Raw genomic sequence first — 20421 nt, 5'->3', positions numbered from 1 at the left:
GCGGTTTATACACAATTTCTAACAATTAGGATGGTCGTAACGTCGCAGCAAAAAGCCCAAAAAACCTGCTAACCCATTGTCACAGCTCGAACTAACAGAATCAGTGGTTTAGCGACAACTGATAAGAATAATAGCCTGGGAAACTTCTTATTTTTACTTAATGAAACAAATCCGACTGAATTTTTATCGCACTTTGCGGTCTCAGAGGCGCTTCCGTTGTCCCACTGGCCCGCAAAATCAAACCCAGCGCTTCACCCTCAGCTGCCGCATTTTCAAGTTGACGACGCTCATTTTCATCAAGATCGTACGGAATCCATGCCAGAACAACGCTGTAATTTCCCGTACGCAACGCTTTAACCATCGCCTCAACCGCATTCAGACGTTCAGAATCGGCGATATGCATACTTTTATCTAATGGTAAGCCTGATTCCTGCAACCAGGTGCGGTTCAGTTTATGTGCCGGTGTTAACCACAACTGCCAGCGTGACTGCTGACTCAGTTGCTGTAATAACGGCAACAGCATCATCTGCATCATACCGGGCTGCTCGCTGTAACGTAACTCAGTAATTCCACCACCCTGCGTGGACGGAACAGAAGAGGACGCATAATGATGAGCATAGCGTGCATTATTAGGATGTTGTGTTCGCATAAGTTAATCACCAGCAGTGGACTGTATGAATATACAGTACTGTCATCCTGGATAAAGATCAACCCAAATTTCTGAAAACGCCTCGCAAAAACGCGACAAGATTAGTTGAAGCACTATTTATTCATTGAACCCGCTGCCACTTTTTTTTATCTTCTAATTACCTGATACACAACGTAATTTACCAGATATTTCTTACATGGAGGTGGTGCAATGAAAAAGATTAATCCGGTTGTCGAGCGCTCCAGAGCGCACCTGGGCCCGTTGGGAACAATTGAGTCCCGGACCCAGTTTGGTGGCTATGCACTGGCTGTCGAAAGCGTGGTTTTCGCGTTAATTAATAAAGATGAACTCTACCTGCGGGCCAGTGAACCCTTGCGGGATTACATTACCGACCGTCCGCTCCAGCCCCTGATTTTTCGCAAACGGGGCAAGTCAGTGAAGCTTGATTACTTTCAGGTCGATGAAGCCTTATGGCGGGATCCTGACCATCTTCTGACGCTCTCCGCGGCCTCTTTAGAAACGGCACAGCGCGAGTTGCAGCACAGACAAGCCTCTCCGCGTTTGAAAGATCTGCCTAATCTCAGTGTACGCATGGAAGTCATGTTGTACGAGGCGGGCGTGATGAGTGTCAATCATCTTTACCAGATGGGAGCCAAACAGTGCTGGCTGAAGTTAAAAGCGATCAACCAGCACGTTGGATTTCAGACACTACTGGCGCTGCAGGGTGCGATTACGGGCCACCATGCGGCCGCACTGCCACTGGCCACCCGTGCCGAGCTGAATGCATGGTTTCAACGCACGCTTTTATCGAAACCAGACTTCAGAGGCGAAGAAGGCTAATCAGCAATAAGCGTGCGGCGCAGGCGAGCCACATCAGGCATTAAGGCTACCAGCAGTCCGAGTTGCTGAAGCACCAGCGGCGCACGCACATCCGCATCTGCGGCCAACTGGCTGATGCGATGAGCCAGTTGATGGCGCATTGTTTCAACATGCTCATCGCTGACTACGTCCGTCTGAAGCACATCCTCAACATAACAAACTGTATCATCCAGCAAGGTCAGCAGTTCTGGTGCCGTAATTTTGTCACGGTGCGCGCCGAGTGCAGAAATGTAACTCAGAAACGAGTGGTTTGAGCAAAGCAGCTGAAAAGCCGATTCGCGCAGTTTCTGACTGGTGCGACTTTCACTGCTCATGTTTGAAACCACGGATGCCAGCTCGGCATCTGCATTGTGTGCGTCACGGCGGGCAATGCGATAGGCGAGACGGTTATCCTTGCCCTGATGATACTGTTCCATGATCGCATCCAGATAGCGGCAGTTCGCTTTCAGGGTTCGTTCAGCCACCGCCGGCAACTGACGAAAGCGCCAGTCTGGCCAGATAAACGCCACAGCCAGCCAGGCCAGGCCACAGCCGAGTAAGGTGTCCACTACGCGTGGCAGGGCGACCTCAAAGCCTTCCCCTAACAGGTTAAAGCAGAGCAGAACCAGCAATGTGATAAACAGCGTGGCCTGCGCATACTGTACCTGCCTGAAAGCGAAGAACAGCACGCCGGAAATCACAATCAGGATTAACTGCCCTTCAATTGAGGGCACCAGCCATAAAACGGGCAGACCAATAGCAATGCCCGCCAGTGTTCCGCCGATACGTAAGGCCAGTCGCCGCTGCGTTGCGTTGTAGTTGGGCTGGCAGACAAACAGGCTGGTCAGCAAAATCCAGTATCCCCGCTCGAGTCCGGTGATCTTAATGAAGCCATAGCCGATACAGAGCACGACTGACATGCGAACTGCATGCCGGAATAGCGCCGATGAGGGAGAGAGATGACGGCTAAAGCGCAGCCTGATGTCACTCCAGCCACTTAATCCTTCGCGTGACAGCAGATTATCGCTGTGCTGAGGATCTTCACCGGCCAGCGTCTGTTCAGATTCGATGGAGGCAAGGTGGGCATCAATGGCGCGCAGATTGCGCAGCAGCCAGAAAAGGGCACGGGTATGCTCGGCCTCAGGCTCGCGCTGCTCCAGACGTTCAATTGCTTTTTGTAATCGTTCAAACGCGCGCTCAAATCGACTGTCATGCACCCATCTTTCACGCATCAGAATGCAGTGTGCCAGCTGGCGACAGGCTTGTGCCTGCATGTTAAGAAGACGCTGGAAGCGAAACAGAATTTCGTTATAGCGCCAGTCACCGCGCAGCAGATGATATTGCAAATGGGACGAGCTGGCCCGTTCATGAATGTCCTGCGCCACAAAATAGTAGTGCAGACTACGGCGGGTACCGCGTGATCCGCGATCGCCACGCAGTCGACTCTGCAGCGTAGTTTTGGTCAGGTTGAGCTGCGCCACTAACTGGCTGTTGACCATCGCCGCATCGATAAACGCGGCGTCATCCTGCTCGCCAGCATCCGGATCGAAGAGATTCCCTTTGGCATCCAGGTAACGCGCCAGTTGTGAAAAGCTGCCAGCCAGCTGTTCCTGCACCGGCCGGACCGGAAACATTAGATGACCCAGCAGCGTCAGCAGGTTGTACCACAGCGCGCCGACCAGCAGCAGCATCGGCTGCATATACCACTGACTGAACAGCCCGATGCCGAGCATGGTATAGACCGCAATCAGCAGCGCACCAAACGCGATAGTGGCGTAGCGCTGGCCCAGGGCACCCAGCAGAATAAAGCCCCATGTCGAGATCGCCAGCCCGACAATAAAGGCGAACGGATAGGGAAACAGGAGTTCTACTGAAACGGAGGCGATGCAGAAGCAAAGCAGGGTAATCAGCAGATTCTTCAGACGACCGGCCAGGCGATCATCGAGATCGGCCAGCGCAGCCGCGACCACCCCCAGCGTTAAGGGAATCGTCCACTCAATCTGATGCAGCCACCAGGGGATGGCAGCGCAGCCACTCAGCGCAAACAAAATCCGCAGCAGATAGCGCCACGTACTATTAAACAGATATTTTCGCCAGCCAGGCACTGCATCCGACATCATATTAATAGCGGCGGGCATTGGCTTCGCGCGCGGCGCGCGCCTCTTCCACGGACACCACGCGGCGTCCAACCGGCCAGAGGGCGATAGCGGCAATCTTAAAGTTCGCAATCCCTGTTGGAATACCGATGATGCTGATGCATTGCACAATCCCCACCGAGATATGTGAAAGGCAGAGCCACCAGCCAAAGAAAATCAGCCAGAAAATATTCAGGAAAGTTCCGCCGGTATTCAGAATATGACTCTTACTTTCAGGACGAAGCACATCGACATGCACCGCCTCGTTGCCAAACGGCAGCAGCGAGAGCTTTGTAATTTCCCAGCAGGAGCGGGTCAGTGGCAGGGTAAAAATCAGCACGACACTGATTAAAGTGGCAAACAGCCAGCTCAGCGTGGTGAAAAAGCCACCCAGGACAAAATTAAGAATATTTAAAACGGTGCGCATGATCGTCTTTTCCTTTTGCATTCCGCAAGATGTGACGCCAAGTTTAGCTTGTTTTAAGGCTGGAGCGCTAAGGGTCTGACAGGTAAACTCCCCTTAATCCTGTTATCTGACGTTGGTGTCGGCGTGGAACTGAAAGCAACCTCGATGGGCAAACGACTTGCCCAGCATCCTTATAATCGTGTCCGCCTGATGGCGGCGGGCGTCGAAGTCAGTGGCGATAAGCACGAGTATCTGATCCCCTTTAACCAGTTACTGGATATTGCCTGCAAGCGTGGGCTGGTATGGGGCGAACTGGAATTTTTGCTGGCCGATGAAAAAGTGGTTCGGCTGCACGGAACGGAATGGCAGGAGACGCAGCGCTTTCACCACTATCTGATGCAGGCCTGGCAGAGCTGGAGTCTGGAGATGAGCGCAGTCTGCCGTGAGGTACTCCAGTCGCTGCATGATGAAATCGAGACCTTTGGCGCGCAGGATCGCTGGCTCAACCGCCACGAACTGCAGGGGCTGAAAACAAAAATTCTCAAACAGTTCGATGCGTTGCCAATGCCTCTTATCCGCTTAAAAGAGTTTGCTGACTGCCGCGAGAACTGGGCGTTTTGTCAGCGCTGGCTGGATCAGGGTGACGCGGCCTTGCAGCAGCGAAACCGCGACTGGACGGCCGCTATGTTAAGCCGTTATCAGGCATTCTTTGCCAGCGTCGAGAGCACGCCACTGAATCAGTCGCAGTGTGAGGCGGTGGTCAACGGCGAAAATTCATTGCTGGTGCTGGCTGGCGCCGGTAGCGGTAAAACGTCAGTGCTGGTGGCCCGGGCAGGCTGGTTAATGCAGCGCAAGCTGGCCAGCGCCGATCAAATCCTGTTACTGGCATTTGGCCGCGAGGCTGCCAAAGAGATGAACGAGCGTATCCAGTCACGGCTCTCCGCGGATGACATCCAGGCGAGAACCTTCCATTCTCTGGCGCTGCATATTATTCGTGAAGGCAGTAATAAGCAGCCGGTTATCAGCAAGCTGGAGAGTGATGCGGATGCGCGTCGCGCGTTATTGATCCGGGAATGGCAGCAGCAGTGCCATGAGAAGAAAGCGATGGCAAACGGCTGGCGTCAGTGGCTGCGTGACGAACTGCAGTGGGAATTACCGGAGGGGCCTTTCTGGGAGGACGACAGGCTGGCAAAGCGGCTGGCGTCACGACTGGAGCGCTGGCTCGGCCTGATGCGCATGCACGGAGGTGCACAGGCAGCTATGATCGCGGATGTGCCGGAAGAGGTCCGGGATCTCTTCAGTAAACGCATCAAACTGATGGCACCGTTGTTGAAAGCGTGGAAGAGTGCGTTGAAAGAGGAGGGCGCGGTCGACTTTTCGGGTCTGATTCATCAGGCAATAGCCGTTCTGGAAAAAGGGCGGTTTATTAGTCCGTGGAAACACATACTGGTGGATGAGTTCCAGGATATTTCACCTCAGCGTGCCGCCTTGCTCAGCGCACTCCGCCAGCAGAATAAGCGCACCGCCCTGTTTGCGGTTGGCGATGACTGGCAGGCTATCTATCGCTTCAGCGGCGCAGAGATGACGCTGACGACCGCATTCCATCACTATTTTGGTGAGGGTGATCGTTGCGTGCTCGACACCACCTACCGCTTTAACGATCGCATTGGCGATATTGCTAATCGTTTTATCCAGCAGAATCCTCAACAGCTGGCAAAACCACTGAATAGCGTCACCAAAGGCAATAAGAAATCGATTGCATTGCTGGCAGAGGATCAGCTGGACGCCCTGCTGAACAAGCTCAGTGGTTATGCGCAACCGGATGAGCGTATTCTGCTGCTGGCGCGCTATCACTATCTGCGGCCAGACATACTGGATAAAGCCCGAACCCGCTGGCCGAAACTCAATCTGGACTTTATGACGATCCACGCCAGCAAAGGCCAGCAGGCGGATTATGTCATTCTGCTGGGTTTACAGCAGGGCAAAGAGGGGTTCCCGGCGGAAGTTCGCGAGTCAGTTATTGAACAGGGCTTACTGCCGCAGCCCGAACCTTTCCCGCATGCGGAGGAGCGCCGTCTGGCCTATGTGGCACTGACGCGAGCGCGTCAGCAGGTCTTTTTACTGTTCGATAAAGCAGCGCCGTCACCGTTTGTCGATGACTTCCGCGAGCTCGGTGTGCCAGTACTGCGTAAAGCCTGAGTTATTTCAGGCGATCGGCCAGATAGCGCTGATAATCGGGAATCATAATCTCCAGGCTTTGCGCAAACAGCGGCGACTGAATAATAAAGTCCGCTGTGGAGCGATTTGTGGCAACCGGAATATTCCAGACGGTTGCCAGACGCAGCAGCGCTTTGACATCCGGATCGTGCGGCACGGCGTTAAGCGGATCCCAGAAAAAAATCAGTGCATCAATTTTTCCTTCTGAAATCAGCGCACCCACCTGCTGATCACCGCCCATCGGACCGCTCAGCATGGCTGTCACGTTCAGGCCGGTATCACGATTAATCAGATTTCCGGTCGTCCCGGTCGCATAGAGGATGTGTTGTTCCAGCGCGGGCTGATTCTGTTTAACCCAGTCAAGCAGTGCGGCTTTGCAGTGGTCATGGGCGACCAGCGCGATATGTTTTATGGTGCCAAGGGTGCGAACAGTCTGTTCCATAGAGGCGTCCTGATAAGGCTCATGCGCAATGAGAGGGATCCTGAGTTTACCTCTGGCCCATTAACGCTATCAACTCGTACGTAGCATTTTGACCAGTGTCATAAATTGCTGGCGCGTCGCTTCATCGAAACGATGAAACCAGCGGTGCAGCGAGGGCAGTTCGGCCTGTGAAGTCCAGTCCAGGTCGGCGGTAAGCCTGACGGAAGAGGGGGGAGCAGAAGCGGAATTTGCAAACCGGGGCACAGAGGCGATCTGGCGGGTGCGGTTATAATTCAGCATCGCTTTTTCCATGTCGGCGGTTGTGATGGCCGGCAGGTGGTCACGCACGCTGGTAATCTCCGTGCCTTTTTCATCCACCAGCTGGAAGTTAAGGCTGCGGTCAAAATGATAACGCTCGCGTTTTGTCTCCAGCGCGGGCAGCCGAATAGTAATGGTTTTGGCTACAGCAGTGAACGTGACAATCATCGGCAGAGACTGATAGGCAATGACATTCTCTTTCAGCCCTTTGCGCTGATGCTCTACCCGGAACAGAAACTGATGCTGACCGCGATCCAGCTCCAGGCTGTCAGCTCCTTTGAGGAGCGAGCCTGAAATTTTTCGACCATCCAGCACCAGTAGCTCGATTTGCGGATCAAGCTTTAATGTGATGGCAGAACAGGACGCCGAAACGAGGAGTGTAAGTAACCCCGTTACAGCCAGCGACAGCTTCATTTCAACTCCGGTAACTGATGACACGAAAGGGGATGTGTAGCAAATTCTTACATTATGGCAGTTAATTTACATTTAAACATATTTATTCGTGCGCGGGTTCAATTAATTGTGCTCAGGACTTACCCGTTAACAAGCGCACCCATCTACACTCAACGCTGGCCTGAAAGGAGAGAAACATGAACGACCAGACAATTCGTGACGTGCTGACGCGAACCCAACGTATCGCCTTAGTTGGAGCAAGTGATCGCCCCGAACGTCCCAGTTACGGTGTGATGAAGTATCTGCTTGATCAGGGCTATGACGTGATCCCGGTCAGCCCGAAACTTGCAGGGAAAACAGTGCTGGGGCAACAGGGTTATGCCAGTCTGGCGGATGTACCCGGCGGGATTGATATGGTGGATGTCTTCCGCAATTCTGAAGCCGCATGGGGTGTCGCCCAGGAGGCTATAGCCGTCGGGGCAAAGACATTATGGCTGCAACTCGGCGTGATTAATGAACAGGCGGCTGTGCTGGCTCAGGATGCAGGCATGACGGTCATTATGGATCGTTGCCCGAAGATTGAAATTCCACGTCTGGGGATTACGCGCTAAATCAGGGGTGGCGGCAGAGCGTGCCGCCACAGATTAGTGTCGCAGATGAGGTGCCTGCAATTGCTGACGTACGGATGCAGCGAGCTCATCCATTGACGGTTGCTCAGGATGTTCAATGCTGGTTTCACCTGAAAGCTGTATCTCAGCGACATAGGTATGAACCTGATCGCCTTCCTCATCTTCCATCACCACATGATACCAGGGTGCGGTACGCATCTTTTCTTCTGCGCCAACATCTTCAATTTTAGGCTCGTCTAACGAGTACTCAGGATCGACATCAACGATAACGCCCAGTACGCCGGACAAACGATGACGAACCTGCTGACCAATACCAAATTTACTGGCAATCATTTTACTGGCAATCATAGTGACCTCCGAAAAAAAGCTCTCCTACCAATATGGGGTCAGGAGCCCATTTTTCAAGTCACATCACGCGGCAGGCAAAACCTTTCAGATAGAGGCCTTCCGGATAGCTGGCGATGACCGGATGATCCGCTGCCTGACGGAACTGTTCGATAAACTGCACTTCGCGTCCCGCATCCAGCGCGGCATCGGCAATAATCTTCTGGAACAGTTCGGTAGCCATCAGACCGGAGCAGGAGAAGGTCATCAGGACCCCGCCCGGATTCAGTAACTGAATGGCAAGCATATTAATATCTTTATAGCCGCGACAGGCACCCATTAACTGGCTTTTGTTTTCGACGAATTTGGGCGGATCCATAATGATCAGATCAAATTTCTCGCCACTGTCACGATAGCGGCGCAGTAGTTTGAACACATCATCACGCTCAAAACGGGCGCGAGAAAGATCCAGCTCGTTCAGTTCAACGTTCTGACGGGCTACGTCCAGCGCTTCCTGAGAGGTATCCACACTGATGACTTCTTTACACCCACCCATCAGCGCAGAAACAGCGAATCCGCCTGTGTAAGAGAAGCAGTTCAGTACACGTGCATCCTGGGCATAACGACGCGTAGCAAGACGACTGTCACGCTGATCAAGGTAATAGCCCGTTTTATGGCCGCCCTGGATATCAACCAGCAGCTTCATGCCATGTTCTGTGATCGGCAGCAGGGGCGGTGGCAGTTCACCGGTGACGGGGCCTTGTGTCAGCTCCAGACCTTCTTTCTTACGCACGGCCACGTCAGAACGGTCATAGATGGCGCAGCCAGGGAAACACTGCTGCAGGGCGGTGATAATCGCCGCACGCTGATATTCCGCGCCAGCCGAGAGCAGCTGCATTACTAAAAAGTTGCCAAAACGATCAATAGTGACGCCGGGCAAATTATCAGACTCACCGGCAATCAGGCGATAACTGTCCAGACCATCACGGGCCGCCAGCCATTTACGCCACTGCTGCGCCTGTTCGAAACGGCGGACAAAGAAAGCGATATCGATGGATTCATCGGCCTGCCAGCTCCAGACGCGGGCGCGAATCTGCGACTCGGGTGAATATGCGGCGCGAGCCAGCCATTTGCCGTTGCTGTCACAAACGTCAAGGGTTTCACCCCGTTGTGCTTTACCTTCCAGACGTGCAACGGCACCTGAAAAGACCCATGGATGGCGACGGAGCAGGGACTTTTCACGTCCCTTTGCGAGAATCAATCTGACTGTCATAGTTTGCTATGCTTACCTGAAAAAATGAGGCGCCATTGTCCGGTGGATAACGGGAAATTGCAACGAACAGCAGCAGGAGAGAATAATGTCAGCAGCCTGTTTTAAAGCATGGGTTCATGGCCGCGTCCAGGGCGTCGGGTTTCGTTACAGTACGCAGGCAGAAGCCAGGACGCTGGGCGTGCTGGGCTACGCGCGGAATCTGGATGACGGCAGCGTCGAGGTGCTGGCCTGGGGCGACGCGGAGAAGGTCGAAGCGCTAATCGCCTGGCTTAAAGCGGGCGGGCCCCGCAGTGCGCGCGTTGATAAGGTGCTGGTGGAACCGCACCAGCCCGCAGAGCCACCCCGCGATTTTACAACCGGTTAATCACAGACACTTTGCCGGTTTAGGCAGGCCGGCAATTTTCGTTGCCTGTTTAGCCGGCCCTTCAGGAAACAGGCGGAAGAGGTAGCGGCTGTTGCCTTTCTCTTCCCCGTATTTCTTCGCCATTGCCTTTACCAGCATCCGCACGGCGGGTGAGGTATTAAATTCCAGATAAAACGCGCGCACAAAATGGACCACTTCCCAGTGTGCTTCGGTCATGGTGAGGCCTTCCCGCTCAGCAATGTATGCCGCCAGCGCTTCACTCCAGTCGTCGGTACTCTTCAGATAGCCTTCGGCATCGACGGCGATTTCGTTACCGTTAAAATTCACGTGATCTCCTCTCTGTAAATGACGGCGCAGTTTAGCAAACCTGGCCGGCAGTAAAAGCAAAAACCCCGCCGAAGCGGGGTTTTACAGGCCGAATGTCATTGCCGGTTAGTTGCTGCGGGCGAAACCCAGCAGGCTAAGCAGGCTGACGAAGATGTTATACAACGAAACATAGAGGCTTACCGTCGCGCGGATGTAGTTGGTTTCGCCACCATGAATGATGTTGCTGGTTTCCCACAAAATCGCACCGGCTGAAAACAGAATAAACAGGGCGCTGATAGCCAGATGCAAGGCAGGCAACTGCAGGAAGATGTTGGCGACCACCGCAACCAGCAGTACCACAAAACCTGCCATCATCATGCCACCCAGGAAGGACATATCACGACGGGTTGTCAGCACGTAGGCAGAACAGCAGAAGAACACCAGCGCCGTACCGCCCAGCGCCAGTGCGATCACGTCGCCCATGCCTGCGGTTAAGAAGGAGCTCAGAATAGGGCCCAGGCAGTATCCCAGGAAGCCGGTAAACGCAAACGCGGCAAGAATACCCATCGGGCTGTTAGCCAGGCGGTAGGTTAAAAACATCAAACCATAGAAGCCGACCAGCATCAGGATCAGGCCCGGCGCAGGCAAGGCAAGCAGGGTGCTGGCGGTAGCTGTAACCGCCGAAAAGGCCAGAGTCAGCCCAAGCAGAAAATAGGTATTGCGCAGAACTCTGTGCGTTGAAAGCAGTGACGACTGCGATGAGGTGACAATTCTTTCCATGTTGCGCTCCTTTAAGCAGAACACTAATAAGCAGATCGTTAAATATGTGCCGAGAATACGCAGCCCATTAAAGAGGGAAAAGGCGTTTTACCCTTCTTTACGCGCTAATCTGCTAATTGTTTGAGCAGAGTGGCGATTTTGACACCAAAAAATCACAATCTGGCTGTTTTTCAGGCGAATAAACAGATAGATGCTTTACATCCCTAAACGGGGTGTTTATAGTGCGCGTCATTGCGGAGGGGTGGCCGAGCGGCTTAAGGCAGCGGTCTTGAAAACCGCCGATGGGAAACCATCCGAGAGTTCGAATCTCTCCTCCTCCGCCACTTTATCTGCCACGGGCAATAAAGCGGTAAAAATCAATAGTTTTGCCGATGCAGTACAGTTTCAAAACGGAGGGGTGGCCGAGCGGCTTAAGGCAGCGGTCTTGAAAACCGCCGATGGGAAACCATCCGAGAGTTCGAATCTCTCCTCCTCCGCCACATTTTACAGGCCAGCACTCCGTGCTGGCCTGTTTCGTTTCTGACTTTCCAGCTTCTTCCTCCAGTCCGAAAAACCACGTCTCTGCTGCTGACGCGCGGCTGCGCATTCATCTGTTCGATGCATCTCTGCTATAGTCCACTCACTGTTTTTGCAAACATCTGGCGCTTTTCCGAGGCGAGCTGAGTTACACTGTTGATTACTTCGCTCTGAGGCGAGCTAATCGGTTGATAGCCAGAGTGTTTCTTTACTGAATAAATGGAATAGGCACAATGATCAAGAAACTGAGTCTTTGCGCATTGTCAGTGCTCGCTGCATTGCCGGTCGGAACGGTAGCATTTGCTGCTGAGGGTGACATGCAGCTGCAACAGGTGCTGATGTTGAGTCGTCACAATCTGCGTGCGCCACTGGCCGATAATGGCAGCGTGCTGGAACAGTCCACCAAAAAAAGCTGGCCGCAGTGGGATGTTCCCGGCGGACAGCTGACCACCAAAGGTGGCGTGCTGGAAGTCTACATGGGTAATTACACCCGTCAGTGGCTGGCACAGCAGGGCCTGGTGAAGAACGGCAGCTGTCCTGACAGTAATAACGTCTTTGTCTACGCTAACAGCCTGCAACGCACCGTTGCGACGGCTCAGTTCTTTGTTAATGGTGCCTTCCCAGGCTGTGACGTCGCGGTCACACACCAGGATGAAATGGGCTCCATGGATCCTATCTTTAATCCGGTCATCACCGATGGCAGCGATGCTTTCAATAAGAAAGCACTGGCCGCGATGACCGCAGCAAATGAAAAACTGTCGCTGAAACCTGCTTTCCAGCGCCTGGAAAAGATTGTCGACTATAAAGCATCGCCTGCCTGCAACAATAAAAAGCAGTGCGATCTCAGCAGCGGCCAGAACACCTTCAGCGCTGAAAACGGTAAAGAGCCAACTGTCAGTGGCCCGCTGAAAGTGGGTAACTCCCTGATGGATGCGTTTACGCTGCAGTATTATGAAGGATTCCCGCTGGATCAGGTTGCATGGGGCCAGATCAAGACGCCTGAACAGTGGAAAGAGCTGTCAGCCATTAAAAATGGTTATCAGGACGCCCTGTTCACCAGCCCGGACGTTTCCCGTGAAGTGGCGGCCCCACTGGTGGATTACATCCGCAGTCAGTTAGTGGATCAGGACAAAGCCAACGCGCCGAAAATCACGCTGATGGTGGGTCATGACTCGAATATCGCCTCGCTGCTGAGCGCGTTGCAGGTCAAACCTTATGAGCTGCCTGATACTTACGAAAAAACGCCGATTGGCGGCCAGGTTGTTTTCGAACGCTGGCATGATGCGAAAACGGATAAAGACCTGCTCAAAGTCGAGTATGTCTATCAGACGGCCGATCAGCTGCGCAACGCTGACGTGCTGAATCTGAAAAACCCACCGAAGCGCGTTACGCTGCAACTGGCGGGTTGTGAGACGGATGCAAACGGCTATTGCAGCTGGGATCAGTTCGCTCAGGCGCTGAATGCTGCGCTGCAGGGCACGCCAATGCAACCTGCGGCGGCACCACAACCGGCAGCACAGTCTGACGACGACAGCGCAAAAGCCGCAGCGACGAATGACGCTGCTGCTGATAAAGCTGAAGCGGATAAAGCGACCGCAGCCAAAGCGAAAGCTGAAGCCGACAAAGCTGCCGCTGAGAAGTCTGAAGCAGATAAAGCGGCTGCTGAGAAAGCAAAAGCGGATAAAGAAGCATCTGAGAAGGCTAAAGCGGATAAAGCGGCAGCGGAAAAAGCCGCTGCTGAAAAGGCAAAAGCGGATAAAGCCGCTGCTGAGAAAGCGAAGGAAGACAAAGCAGCCTCAGCCAGTGACGCGAAAGCTGACCAGGCTAACGCTGCGAATAAGCCTGCCACAGTGCACAACGACGAATCAAAGTCAGCGGCAACGCAGTAATTGCGCTGTAGCGACCCATAATAAAAAACCCCGTCGAAACGGGGTTTTTTTATGGCTGCAGGGCGATTAACCCGCCACAACGACCAGTTTCTGGTTAGCAAACTCTTTGATACCCAGATCAGAGAGTTCACGGCCATAGCCTGAACGTTTCACACCACCAAAAGGCAGTTCCGCTGAGGTGTCGCTCTGTGAGTTGATAAACACCATCCCGGTTTCAATGGCGGAAGCCAGTTTACGACCGCGAGCCGTATCCCGCGTCCAGACTGAGCCACCCAGACCGTAGTGCGAGTCGTTTGCCAGCGCCACAGCCGCATTATCGTCGCCGACGACATAAACCTGCGCCACAGGACCGAAGAACTCCTGATAATAAGCAGGATTATCCGGGGTGATGCCAGTGAGAATGGTTGGCTGATAGAAGCAACCCGCGCCCTCTGCCGCTTTACCGCCTGTCACCAGTGTTGCGCCATTAGCGACCGCTTCATCGACCTGTTTCACCAGGCGGTCACGTGCATCAGCAGAAGAGAGCGGGCCAAGTGTGGTTTTCTCATCCAGCGGATCGCCCAGCGTTGCAGAACTCAGCGCAGCACTGAACTGGCTGATAAAGCGATCGGCAATTTTCTCATGCAAAATAAAGCGTTTTGCGGCAGTACAAACCTGACCGCAATTGCTGAGACGTGCCTGCACGCCCTGACGCACGGCTTCGTCAAGATCCGCATCATCCAGCACCACAAACACATCATTGCCGCCCAGTTCCAGCGTCGATTTCTTAAGATACTTACCAGCCTGCTCAGCAACGGCGCTGCCTGCGCGCTCTGAACCGGTCAGGGCAACACCCTGCACGCGATCGTCAGCAATCAGATCGGCAACCTGCTCGTTTGATATAAACAGGTTAGTCCAGGCCCCTTCAGGCGCACCCGCTTCACGAACCAGTTTTTCAAACACATCGGCACAATGCGGCACAATATTGGCATGTTTCACCAGAACAGGGTTGCCCAGCGCCAGGTTAGGTGCCAGTACGCGCATCAGCTGATAGTAAGGGAAGTTCCACGGCTCGACGGCAACTAACACGCCAATCGGGTGATACTCAACCCAGGCCTCGCCCAGCTCGCTGGGATAGGCCTGCGGCTGCAGAATACGTTCGGCATGCTCTGCGTAGTAGCGGGCAATCTGTGAACAGATTTTCACTTCGCCACGACTCTGACCAATCAGCTTACCCATCTCTTTACTGGCGATGGTTGCCAGCTCTTCCGCGCGGCTATCAATCAGGTCAGCCAGTTTTTTCAATACCTGCAGACGTGGCTGAATTTCACCTTTGCTCCATGAAGAGTGGAAAAGACGATCGGCCACGTCCAGCGCATGGCTGACAGCCGATTCATCATGTGAAGGCCAGCTTTTCAGCAATTCATTGTTTGCGGGATTAATGCTTTGATAGGAAGACATAACGTACTCCTTGGTGAGCTAAAAAAGTGAGGGCGGGAAATTCCCGCCCCTGAATCAGACGTTCTTACGTTCTACGGGCTTATCATCCCAGGTCAGGAGATCTTTATCGGTCTTTTCAAAGGCGCGAATGAGCACATCGTCGCTGCCTTGCTGACGCCAGATCTCTTCTGCCAGTCTTTCATCGTAATTCGCCACTTCGAAAATGGCCTCGGCAATTTCAGGGGAGGTATGACGCAAACTTGCCCATTCGCCAACGTGATGTGCTTTCGATTGTTCAGTAGACATACTTTTCTCCTTGATTAAATCAGTCCTGCAGTTTCACAGTCAGTCCGGCAACATGTTCACCCTGAAAACGGGCAATATTGAGTTCCGCCTCTGTAGGCTGACGCGAGCCATCGCCGCCCGCCAGCGTGGTCGCACCATAGGGTGTGCCACCACGAACCTGAGAAATATCAAACAGCTCTTTGGTTCCGTAGCCGATAGGGACGATGACCATGCCGTGATGGGCCAGAGTGGTCCAGACTGACGTAATAGTCTGTTCCTGACCGCCGCCAGTACCGGTTGAGGTAAAGACACTGGCAACCTTGCCAAACAGTGCACCCGATGCCCAGAGACCGCCAGTGCGATCCCAGAACGTCCGCATCTGCCCGGCCATGTTGCCAAAGCGGGTCGGGGTACCGACGATAATTGCGTCATAGTGCGGCAGCATCTCAGGCGAAGCTTCTGCAGCCTGCTGATTGGTTTTGCCGCCCACCTGTGCAAAGCGATCGGCCTCCATTGTTTCTGGTACCCGCAGGATATCCACTTCCGCGCCGGGAACCCGACGAGCGCCTTCTGCAACTGCGTTCGCCATTGTTTCAATATGTCCGTACATCGAGTAGTAGAGCACCAGAATCTTGGCCATAAATCTCTCCAGGTGGTTTTGACGTCCAGAAAAAGTATAGAAGAGCTTTTGTTTTACGCAGGCGATACAGACATCGTGACGAATGAATCGGGCAATAATCCTGCAGATAATCGGTGATAAACCGGCGTAATGTTCGTTCTTTAAGCAAATTACTGGTGATTACTCTGTTGCGAAATGTGACTGCATGATGAGTTTATGCTGAGTCTGGCTATTATTTAAGCATGGGCTGGTTTCGCACTTCAGCCTTCTGCTTTTGGTTCTTTATTAATCGCACTACGCGAAAGGAGCAAATCATGACAGCACATCGTGGAGGTTCAGGAAATTTTGCTGAAAACCGTGAGCGTGCCGCTGAAGCGGGACGTAAAGGCGGAAAAAACAGCGGCGGTAATTTTAAAAATGATCCGCAGCGCGCAGCACGCGCCGGTGAGAAAGGGGGACGCAGCAGCCCTAAAAAAGCGGACGCATAACCTGGCGTTCACCGCCGGCGCTTACCGGCGGTGAACGTCGTTGCTTTTCCTCCTCGCTCTCCCCACAATATCGTCCGGACACATCATCAGGTGAATTATGTCGGACACACCCCGCGGTTTAACCCTGCGCCTGACGCGGCAGGAGCTGGTATTACTTTTTATCACCATGATCTGGGGCGGCACCTTTCTGGTGGTGCATCGGGCGATGCAGCACTCCGGCCCGTTCTTCTTTGTTGGCCTGCGTTTTGCCACCGCCGCGCTACTGCTGGCCTTTTTTTTCCGGCGGTATCTGGCGGGCATGACCTGGCTGGAGGTGAAAGCAGGCACGCTGATAGGCCTGTCGATCGCCGGTGGCTATGGCCTGCAGACCTGGGGAATGCAGACCATCTCCAGCAGTCAATCTGCTTTCCTTACCGCACTTTATGTTCCGGTGGTGCCGTTGCTACAGTGGCTGTTTTTACGCCGTCCGCCGGGCATCATGTCATGGCTGGGGATTGTGCTGGCGTTTACCGGATTACTGCTGGTGGCCGGGCCGCAGGATGGCCGTATTAGCCTGAATGCCGGTGAAATAGCGACGCTGCTCAGCACGCTGGCAATTGCCGCCGAGATCATCCTGATCAGTCGTTATGCCGGCAAGGTCGATGTACGCCGCGTGACGTTGATCCAGCTGGCGGTGGCGTCTGTGTCTGCCTTTGTTTTGATGGTCCCCAATGGCGAGACGGTGCCCGCAATATCAACACCACTGCTGCTCAGTGCTCTGGGACTGGGTGCGGCCAGTGCGCTGATTCAGGTCACCATGAACTGGGCGCAACGCAGCGTTTCGCCAACCCGTGCCACGGTAATTTATGCCGGAGAGCCAGTATGGGCTGGGGTAGTAGGACGTATTGCGGGTGAGCGCCTGCCTGCGCTTGCGTTACTGGGTGGGGCGCTGATCGTCTGCGGGGTGATCGTCAGTGAACTGCGGCTGAAACGAAAAAAAGCGGTGCAGCCTGTAGCCACACCGCTGGAGTAGTTAACCCTGCTGCCGCGCAAGCGGCTTTTCCTGCGATGCCCCACTGCGGCGTCGCAGAATGGCATTCAGGATAATCGCGCCAAACGTGGCGGTACCGATTCCACCAAGTGTGAAAGAGCCGATTTTCAGCGCGAAATCCCCTGCACCAAGAACCAGCGTGGTAGCGACCATAATCAGGTTGCTGTTCTGACCTAAATCAACATGGTTCTGCACCCAGATGCGTGCGCCTGCCACCGCAATCAGTCCGAACACCACAATGGATGCGCCGCCAATTACCGGGGCCGGAATGGTGTGGATCAGCGCACCAAACTTCGGCGAGAAACCGGCGAGGATAGCGATGATGGCCGCCGCAACAAATGCCAGCGTGGAGTAGACTTTAGTCACGGCCATCACGCCAATATTCTCGGCATAGGTCGTCACGCCACTTCCGCCGATCGAACCAGAGAGCATGGTGGCCAGTCCATCCCCGACAAAAGCACGTCCCATGTAAGGATCGAGGTTACGGCCGGTCATGCCCGCCACCGCTTTCAGATGCCCGAGGTTTTCAGCCACCAGAATGATCGCCACCGGCGCAATCAGCACCATCGCCTGCAGATCAAAAGTGGGTGCGGTGGTGTGCGGCAGGCCAAACCAGGCAGCCTGTGACAGCATCGTAAAATCGACCGGTTTGCCCAGTCCGAGACCGTTGGTCAGAATCGCATAGATCGCCCACGCCAGAATCAGGCCGACCAGAATCAGCAGACGCTGAATCATCCCGTGGGTAAACACCGCCACCAGACCGATACAGAGCACGGTCATCACCGCGACCCAGCTGTCGAATGAAGAGGCAGAGACGCTGTGAACCGCGATTGGAGCCAGATTCAGCCCGATCGCCATCACCACCGCGCCTGTCACTACCGGCGGCATCAGGTTTTCGATCCAGCGCGTGCCTGACTTCATTACCACCAGCCCAATCAGCGTGTAAAGAACGCCACAGGCGATGACACCGCCCAGCGCCACGCTGAGATTTGGATTCAGTCCCTGACCACTGAAGCCGGTTACCGCAATCACCACGCCAACAAAGGCGGCGCTTGACCCAAGATAACTGGGTACCCGACCACCGGTAATAAAGAAGAACAGCAGCGTGCCAATACCCGAGACCAGAATCGCCAGATTGGGATCCAGCCCCATCAGCAGCGGCATCAGCACCGTTGCGCCAAACATCGCCACCGCATGCTGTAAACCCAGCACCAGCGTTTGTCCCAGAGGGAGTGTCTCATCCGGGGCGATAATACCGTTTTCTGTTAGTGCCGACTTCTTTTGCCATTGCGGAAACCAGGATCGTGCCATCGTCTACTCCAGAGCGTGATGAATGCCGGTGGGTTACAGGGAAGTGTTAACAGTCATCCTGCCGCATCAGGGGATGATATCCCCGGTCAAACCATGCCAGGCCGTGGGTATCATCGTTACGAACCAGGCCCACGACTTCACAGAACAGCGTGTCATGCGTACCGACGCTGACAATCTGCGTGATACGACAGTCAAAGGAGGCCACTGCGCCGCTCAGTACCGGCGATCCGGTCACGGCCGTTGACCACTCAGCCGCAATGAAACGATCAGCCATTGGCGTTTTTCCGCCGAAAAGATTGGAAAGCGTTTCGTGTCCTGCAGCCAGCGTGTTGACGCAGAGCTGCATGTTTTCGCGGAATACAGAGTAAACCGAGGCAGAGCGATTCAGGCAGACCAGCAGCGTCGGTGGCGAATCAGTGACGCTGCACACAGCAGAAGCGGTAAAGCCTGCGCGGCCAGCCGGTCCTTCAGTGGTAATGATGTTGACCGCAGCACCCAGCCGCGACATCGCATTACGAAACTCAGTTTTCTCAACGGCTGGGGTAAGGGTTTCCAGGCTCATAGTGTTCTCCGCGAAAGGGTTATCCTGCGACGCGCTGCAGCGGCTGCACGTCATCAGTCTGATCCAGCCACTGCAGCAGCAGGGCATTAAATTTTTCAGGGTCGGTGACGCTCATGGCGTGGCCGCCCCAGGCCATCATCTGTTCAGTGGCATTCGGCAGCGTCGCGGCCAGCTCGGTTGAGCAGCTCCACGGCACCAGCAGATCGTCCTGGCTGGCAATCACCAGCACCGGTTGCGGAATGGCGGCGGCCCGTGCGCTGAAATCGGCGCTCATCAGGGCGTGCAGCCGACGCATCAGGTTTTCCATCCCCTGAAAATGGGTGATGTGATGGCTATCCTCCTGCTCCAGCCGCGTCTGATGCTCTGCCATCCACTCCGCAGGATAGAGAAACAGCGGCTGAGCACGAACAAAAGCCTCGACGCCGACATTGAGCAGCAGATCCTGCCGTACCTGGAAGCAGCGGCGGGTATGCGGATGCAGTGTCAGCCAGCCGTTAATTACCACGATCCTTTCAATCCGATCCGGATAATCCAGCGCCAGCTGCATCCCCACCAGACCGCCCAGCGCGTGACCGATCAGGCTGAAGCGCAGGATGCCGTGCTGCGCCAGCGCCTCGGCCAGCTCTGCGGCCATCATCGCCATGCTGTAACCTTCCGGTAAACTCTCCGCGCTGCGACCGGTCCCGCGCTGGTCATAGAGCACGACCCGATAGCGTGCGGTCAGTGCCGCCAGCTGTGGCTGCCAGAAACCCGCCACCCCGCCCAGACCCGAAGAGAGCACCAGCGTCGGTGCCTCAGGGTTTTGCAGACCCAGAAAATCCAGCTGCATCAGACCTCCGGTTTGCCGATGTGCGCCACGCTGGCGATTTCAATCAGCGCGTCAGGCTTGACCAGTCCGCACTGAATGCAGAAACGTGCCGGTTTTTCACCCGGGAAGTATTCGGCGTAAACCTCATTCACCGCGGCGTAATTCGACCAGTCGGTGATGAAGATCGAGTTAAAAGTCACATCAGCCATGCTGCCACCGGCGGTCTCAATCACCTTTTTAATCGTGTCCAGCACGTGGCGGGTCTGCGCGGCGGCGTCACCCACATGGACGACATTGTTGTCACCATCAAACGGCAACGTACCTGAGACATAGACCACGCCATCCGCCAGCGTGCCGGGGACAAACGGGGCGATAGGTGTGGTGGTGCCTGGCGGAACAATGATACTTTTCGGCATAGTGA

23 protein-coding genes and 2 tRNA genes are annotated in these 20421 nt (G+C 54.5%); 9 read left to right on the top strand and 16 right to left on the bottom strand.

The genetic code is table 11. The annotated features are described in order from the left end of the window. Nucleotides 1-157: 157 nt before the first annotated feature. Nucleotides 158-649 carry an SOS-induced cell division inhibitor SulA gene (gene sulA / locus KTJ90_RS12650; RefSeq protein ID WP_003850038.1) on the bottom strand — a complete coding sequence of 164 codons (492 nt, stop codon included), beginning with the start codon at nucleotides 647-649 and terminating at the stop codon, nucleotides 158-160. A 210-nt stretch (nucleotides 650-859) separates the two neighbouring features. Here sulA and KTJ90_RS12645 point away from each other — a divergent pair, with 210 nt between their 5' ends. Continuing rightward, the gene (locus KTJ90_RS12645; protein WP_003850036.1) at nucleotides 860-1489 is read left to right on the top strand and encodes a TfoX/Sxy family DNA transformation protein; all 630 of its coding nucleotides are present in this window, start codon (nucleotides 860-862) and stop codon (nucleotides 1487-1489) included. Here the strand turns inward: KTJ90_RS12645 and yccS are convergent. Continuing rightward, nucleotides 1486-3645 (bottom strand): YccS family putative transporter, encoded by a 2160-nt coding sequence (gene yccS / locus KTJ90_RS12640; protein WP_008925881.1) that lies wholly within the window; start codon nucleotides 3643-3645, stop codon nucleotides 1486-1488. The genes KTJ90_RS12645 and yccS overlap by 4 nt on opposite strands. Continuing rightward, on the bottom strand, nucleotides 3629-4069 hold the full coding sequence (locus KTJ90_RS12635; RefSeq protein ID WP_003850033.1) for a YccF domain-containing protein: 441 nt from the start codon (nucleotides 4067-4069) through the stop codon (nucleotides 3629-3631). Before KTJ90_RS12635 ends, yccS begins: the two co-directional genes overlap by 17 nt. A 123-nt stretch (nucleotides 4070-4192) precedes the next feature. Here KTJ90_RS12635 and helD point away from each other — a divergent pair, with 123 nt between their 5' ends. After that, the gene (gene helD / locus KTJ90_RS12630) at nucleotides 4193-6247 is read left to right on the top strand and encodes a DNA helicase IV (protein ID WP_033743159.1); all 2055 of its coding nucleotides are present in this window, start codon (nucleotides 4193-4195) and stop codon (nucleotides 6245-6247) included. Between the two features lies 1 nt (nucleotide 6248). On the opposite strand, the gene mgsA is transcribed toward helD, so the two are convergent. Further along, a complete protein-coding gene (mgsA, locus tag KTJ90_RS12625; protein ID WP_003850029.1) occupies nucleotides 6249-6707 on the bottom strand; it encodes a methylglyoxal synthase in 459 nt (152 codons plus the stop codon). A 69-nt stretch (nucleotides 6708-6776) separates the two neighbouring features. Continuing rightward, the gene (locus tag KTJ90_RS12620; protein ID WP_008925883.1) at nucleotides 6777-7418 is read right to left on the bottom strand and encodes a YccT family protein; all 642 of its coding nucleotides are present in this window, start codon (nucleotides 7416-7418) and stop codon (nucleotides 6777-6779) included. A gap of 176 nt (nucleotides 7419-7594) precedes the next feature. On the opposite strand from KTJ90_RS12620, the gene KTJ90_RS12615 reads away from it, so the two are divergent. Further along, nucleotides 7595-8008, top strand: a complete 414-nt coding sequence (locus KTJ90_RS12615; RefSeq protein WP_003850025.1) for a CoA-binding protein — start codon at nucleotides 7595-7597, stop codon at nucleotides 8006-8008. A gap of 33 nt (nucleotides 8009-8041) precedes the next feature. On the opposite strand, the gene hspQ is transcribed toward KTJ90_RS12615, so the two are convergent. Both hspQ and rlmI read right to left on the bottom strand, forming a co-directional pair. Beyond that, on the bottom strand, nucleotides 8042-8359 hold the full coding sequence (hspQ, locus tag KTJ90_RS12610; RefSeq protein ID WP_010246651.1) for a heat shock protein HspQ: 318 nt from the start codon (nucleotides 8357-8359) through the stop codon (nucleotides 8042-8044). A 73-nt stretch (nucleotides 8360-8432) separates the two neighbouring features. Beyond that, nucleotides 8433-9623 (bottom strand): 23S rRNA (cytosine(1962)-C(5))-methyltransferase RlmI, encoded by a 1191-nt coding sequence (gene rlmI, locus KTJ90_RS12605; RefSeq protein ID WP_003850021.1) that lies wholly within the window; start codon nucleotides 9621-9623, stop codon nucleotides 8433-8435. Between the two features lie 85 nt (nucleotides 9624-9708). Here rlmI and yccX point away from each other — a divergent pair, with 85 nt between their 5' ends. Beyond that, nucleotides 9709-9987, top strand: a complete 279-nt coding sequence (gene yccX / locus KTJ90_RS12600; protein ID WP_003850019.1) for an acylphosphatase — start codon at nucleotides 9709-9711, stop codon at nucleotides 9985-9987. On the opposite strand, the gene tusE is transcribed toward yccX, so the two are convergent. After that, nucleotides 9988-10314, bottom strand: a complete 327-nt coding sequence (gene tusE, locus KTJ90_RS12595; protein ID WP_457171763.1) for a sulfurtransferase TusE — start codon at nucleotides 10312-10314, stop codon at nucleotides 9988-9990. Nucleotides 10315-10419: 105 nt separating this feature from the next. Further along, on the bottom strand, nucleotides 10420-11073 hold the full coding sequence (yccA, locus tag KTJ90_RS12590) for an FtsH protease modulator YccA (RefSeq protein WP_003850014.1): 654 nt from the start codon (nucleotides 11071-11073) through the stop codon (nucleotides 10420-10422). A 235-nt stretch (nucleotides 11074-11308) separates the two neighbouring features. Here yccA and KTJ90_RS12585 point away from each other — a divergent pair. The 3 genes from KTJ90_RS12585 to agp all read left to right on the top strand — a co-directional run bounded on the left by KTJ90_RS12585 (nucleotide 11309) and on the right by agp (nucleotide 13478). After that, nucleotides 11309-11396: transfer RNA gene (locus tag KTJ90_RS12585), tRNA-Ser, on the top strand. Nucleotides 11397-11464: 68 nt separating this feature from the next. Then, nucleotides 11465-11552: transfer RNA gene (locus tag KTJ90_RS12580), tRNA-Ser, on the top strand. Nucleotides 11553-11822: 270 nt separating this feature from the next. Further along, complete coding sequence (gene agp / locus KTJ90_RS12575; protein ID WP_154926035.1) at nucleotides 11823-13478, top strand: bifunctional glucose-1-phosphatase/inositol phosphatase; 1656 nt, start codon at nucleotides 11823-11825, stop codon at nucleotides 13476-13478. Nucleotides 13479-13544: 66 nt separating this feature from the next. Here the strand turns inward: agp and KTJ90_RS12570 are convergent, their stop codons facing one another. Genes KTJ90_RS12570 through wrbA form a run of 3 tightly spaced genes read right to left on the bottom strand, consistent with a single transcriptional unit; the run spans nucleotide 13545 to nucleotide 15822 of the window. Then, complete coding sequence (locus KTJ90_RS12570; protein ID WP_192377507.1) at nucleotides 13545-14918, bottom strand: NAD-dependent succinate-semialdehyde dehydrogenase; 1374 nt, start codon at nucleotides 14916-14918, stop codon at nucleotides 13545-13547. A gap of 54 nt (nucleotides 14919-14972) precedes the next feature. Beyond that, nucleotides 14973-15203 (bottom strand): YccJ family protein, encoded by a 231-nt coding sequence (locus KTJ90_RS12565; RefSeq protein WP_003850006.1) that lies wholly within the window; start codon nucleotides 15201-15203, stop codon nucleotides 14973-14975. A gap of 19 nt (nucleotides 15204-15222) precedes the next feature. Next, nucleotides 15223-15822: an NAD(P)H:quinone oxidoreductase gene (gene wrbA / locus KTJ90_RS12560; RefSeq protein WP_003850004.1), complete on the bottom strand. Its 600-nt coding sequence runs from the start codon at nucleotides 15820-15822 to the stop codon at nucleotides 15223-15225. A 293-nt stretch (nucleotides 15823-16115) separates the two neighbouring features. On the opposite strand from wrbA, the gene KTJ90_RS12555 reads away from it, so the two are divergent. Together KTJ90_RS12555 and KTJ90_RS12550 are read left to right on the top strand one after the other, a co-directional pair. Beyond that, a complete protein-coding gene (locus KTJ90_RS12555; RefSeq protein ID WP_003850002.1) occupies nucleotides 16116-16289 on the top strand; it encodes a con-10 family general stress protein in 174 nt (57 codons plus the stop codon). 97 nt (nucleotides 16290-16386) lie between these two features. After that, the gene (locus tag KTJ90_RS12550) at nucleotides 16387-17301 is read left to right on the top strand and encodes a DMT family transporter (protein WP_008925886.1); all 915 of its coding nucleotides are present in this window, start codon (nucleotides 16387-16389) and stop codon (nucleotides 17299-17301) included. Here the strand turns inward: KTJ90_RS12550 and rutG are convergent, their stop codons facing one another. From rutG to rutC, 4 genes are read right to left on the bottom strand one after another with little or no spacing between them, the layout of a single operon-like run. After that, nucleotides 17302-18630 carry a pyrimidine utilization transport protein G gene (rutG, locus tag KTJ90_RS12545; protein WP_008925887.1) on the bottom strand — a complete coding sequence of 443 codons (1329 nt, stop codon included), beginning with the start codon at nucleotides 18628-18630 and terminating at the stop codon, nucleotides 17302-17304. It lies immediately after the preceding gene. A 46-nt stretch (nucleotides 18631-18676) separates the two neighbouring features. Then, entirely contained in the window at nucleotides 18677-19192 is a 516-nt protein-coding gene (gene rutF, locus KTJ90_RS12540; RefSeq protein ID WP_140033546.1) for an NADH-dependent FMN reductase RutF, read from the bottom strand. Between the two features lie 19 nt (nucleotides 19193-19211). Further along, nucleotides 19212-20021, bottom strand: a complete 810-nt coding sequence (rutD, locus tag KTJ90_RS12535; RefSeq protein ID WP_008925889.1) for a pyrimidine utilization protein D — start codon at nucleotides 20019-20021, stop codon at nucleotides 19212-19214. Further along, a complete protein-coding gene (gene rutC, locus KTJ90_RS12530) occupies nucleotides 20021-20416 on the bottom strand; it encodes a pyrimidine utilization protein C (protein WP_003849994.1) in 396 nt (131 codons plus the stop codon). The genes rutD and rutC overlap by 1 nt, the downstream gene beginning before the upstream one ends. Nucleotides 20417-20421 lie beyond the last annotated feature (5 nt).

Source organism: Pantoea jilinensis (assembly GCF_019104105.1).
Classification (GTDB): Bacteria; Pseudomonadota; Gammaproteobacteria; order Enterobacterales; family Enterobacteriaceae; genus Pantoea; species Pantoea eucalypti.
The sequence above is the reverse complement of the archived record's forward strand: the minus strand, read 5'-3'. Positions and strand labels throughout refer to the sequence as shown.

Excerpts from the sequence above, each read along its gene's own strand:
- sulA (WP_003850038.1), bottom strand. The coding sequence starts at position 649 with ATGCGAACACAACATCCTAATAATGCACGCTATGCTCATCATTATGCG.
- KTJ90_RS12645 (WP_003850036.1), top strand. The coding sequence starts at position 860 with ATGAAAAAGATTAATCCGGTTGTCGAGCGCTCCAGAGCGCACCTGGGC.
- yccS (WP_008925881.1), bottom strand. The coding sequence starts at position 3,645 with ATGCCCGCCGCTATTAATATGATGTCGGATGCAGTGCCTGGCTGGCGA.
- KTJ90_RS12635 (WP_003850033.1), bottom strand. The coding sequence starts at position 4,069 with ATGCGCACCGTTTTAAATATTCTTAATTTTGTCCTGGGTGGCTTTTTC.
- mgsA (WP_003850029.1), bottom strand. The coding sequence starts at position 6,707 with ATGGAACAGACTGTTCGCACCCTTGGCACCATAAAACATATCGCGCTG.
- KTJ90_RS12620 (WP_008925883.1), bottom strand. The coding sequence starts at position 7,418 with ATGAAGCTGTCGCTGGCTGTAACGGGGTTACTTACACTCCTCGTTTCG.
- KTJ90_RS12615 (WP_003850025.1), top strand. The coding sequence starts at position 7,595 with ATGAACGACCAGACAATTCGTGACGTGCTGACGCGAACCCAACGTATC.
- hspQ (WP_010246651.1), bottom strand. The coding sequence starts at position 8,359 with ATGATTGCCAGTAAATTTGGTATTGGTCAGCAGGTTCGTCATCGTTTG.
- rlmI (WP_003850021.1), bottom strand. The coding sequence starts at position 9,623 with ATGACAGTCAGATTGATTCTCGCAAAGGGACGTGAAAAGTCCCTGCTC.
- yccX (WP_003850019.1), top strand. The coding sequence starts at position 9,709 with ATGTCAGCAGCCTGTTTTAAAGCATGGGTTCATGGCCGCGTCCAGGGC.
- yccA (WP_003850014.1), bottom strand. The coding sequence starts at position 11,073 with ATGGAAAGAATTGTCACCTCATCGCAGTCGTCACTGCTTTCAACGCAC.
- agp (WP_154926035.1), top strand. The coding sequence starts at position 11,823 with ATGATCAAGAAACTGAGTCTTTGCGCATTGTCAGTGCTCGCTGCATTG.
- KTJ90_RS12570 (WP_192377507.1), bottom strand. The coding sequence starts at position 14,918 with ATGTCTTCCTATCAAAGCATTAATCCCGCAAACAATGAATTGCTGAAA.
- KTJ90_RS12565 (WP_003850006.1), bottom strand. The coding sequence starts at position 15,203 with ATGTCTACTGAACAATCGAAAGCACATCACGTTGGCGAATGGGCAAGT.
- wrbA (WP_003850004.1), bottom strand. The coding sequence starts at position 15,822 with ATGGCCAAGATTCTGGTGCTCTACTACTCGATGTACGGACATATTGAA.
- KTJ90_RS12555 (WP_003850002.1), top strand. The coding sequence starts at position 16,116 with ATGACAGCACATCGTGGAGGTTCAGGAAATTTTGCTGAAAACCGTGAG.
- KTJ90_RS12550 (WP_008925886.1), top strand. The coding sequence starts at position 16,387 with ATGTCGGACACACCCCGCGGTTTAACCCTGCGCCTGACGCGGCAGGAG.
- rutG (WP_008925887.1), bottom strand. The coding sequence starts at position 18,630 with ATGGCACGATCCTGGTTTCCGCAATGGCAAAAGAAGTCGGCACTAACA.
- rutF (WP_140033546.1), bottom strand. The coding sequence starts at position 19,192 with ATGAGCCTGGAAACCCTTACCCCAGCCGTTGAGAAAACTGAGTTTCGT.
- rutD (WP_008925889.1), bottom strand. The coding sequence starts at position 20,021 with ATGCAGCTGGATTTTCTGGGTCTGCAAAACCCTGAGGCACCGACGCTG.
- rutC (WP_003849994.1), bottom strand. The coding sequence starts at position 20,416 with ATGCCGAAAAGTATCATTGTTCCGCCAGGCACCACCACACCTATCGCC.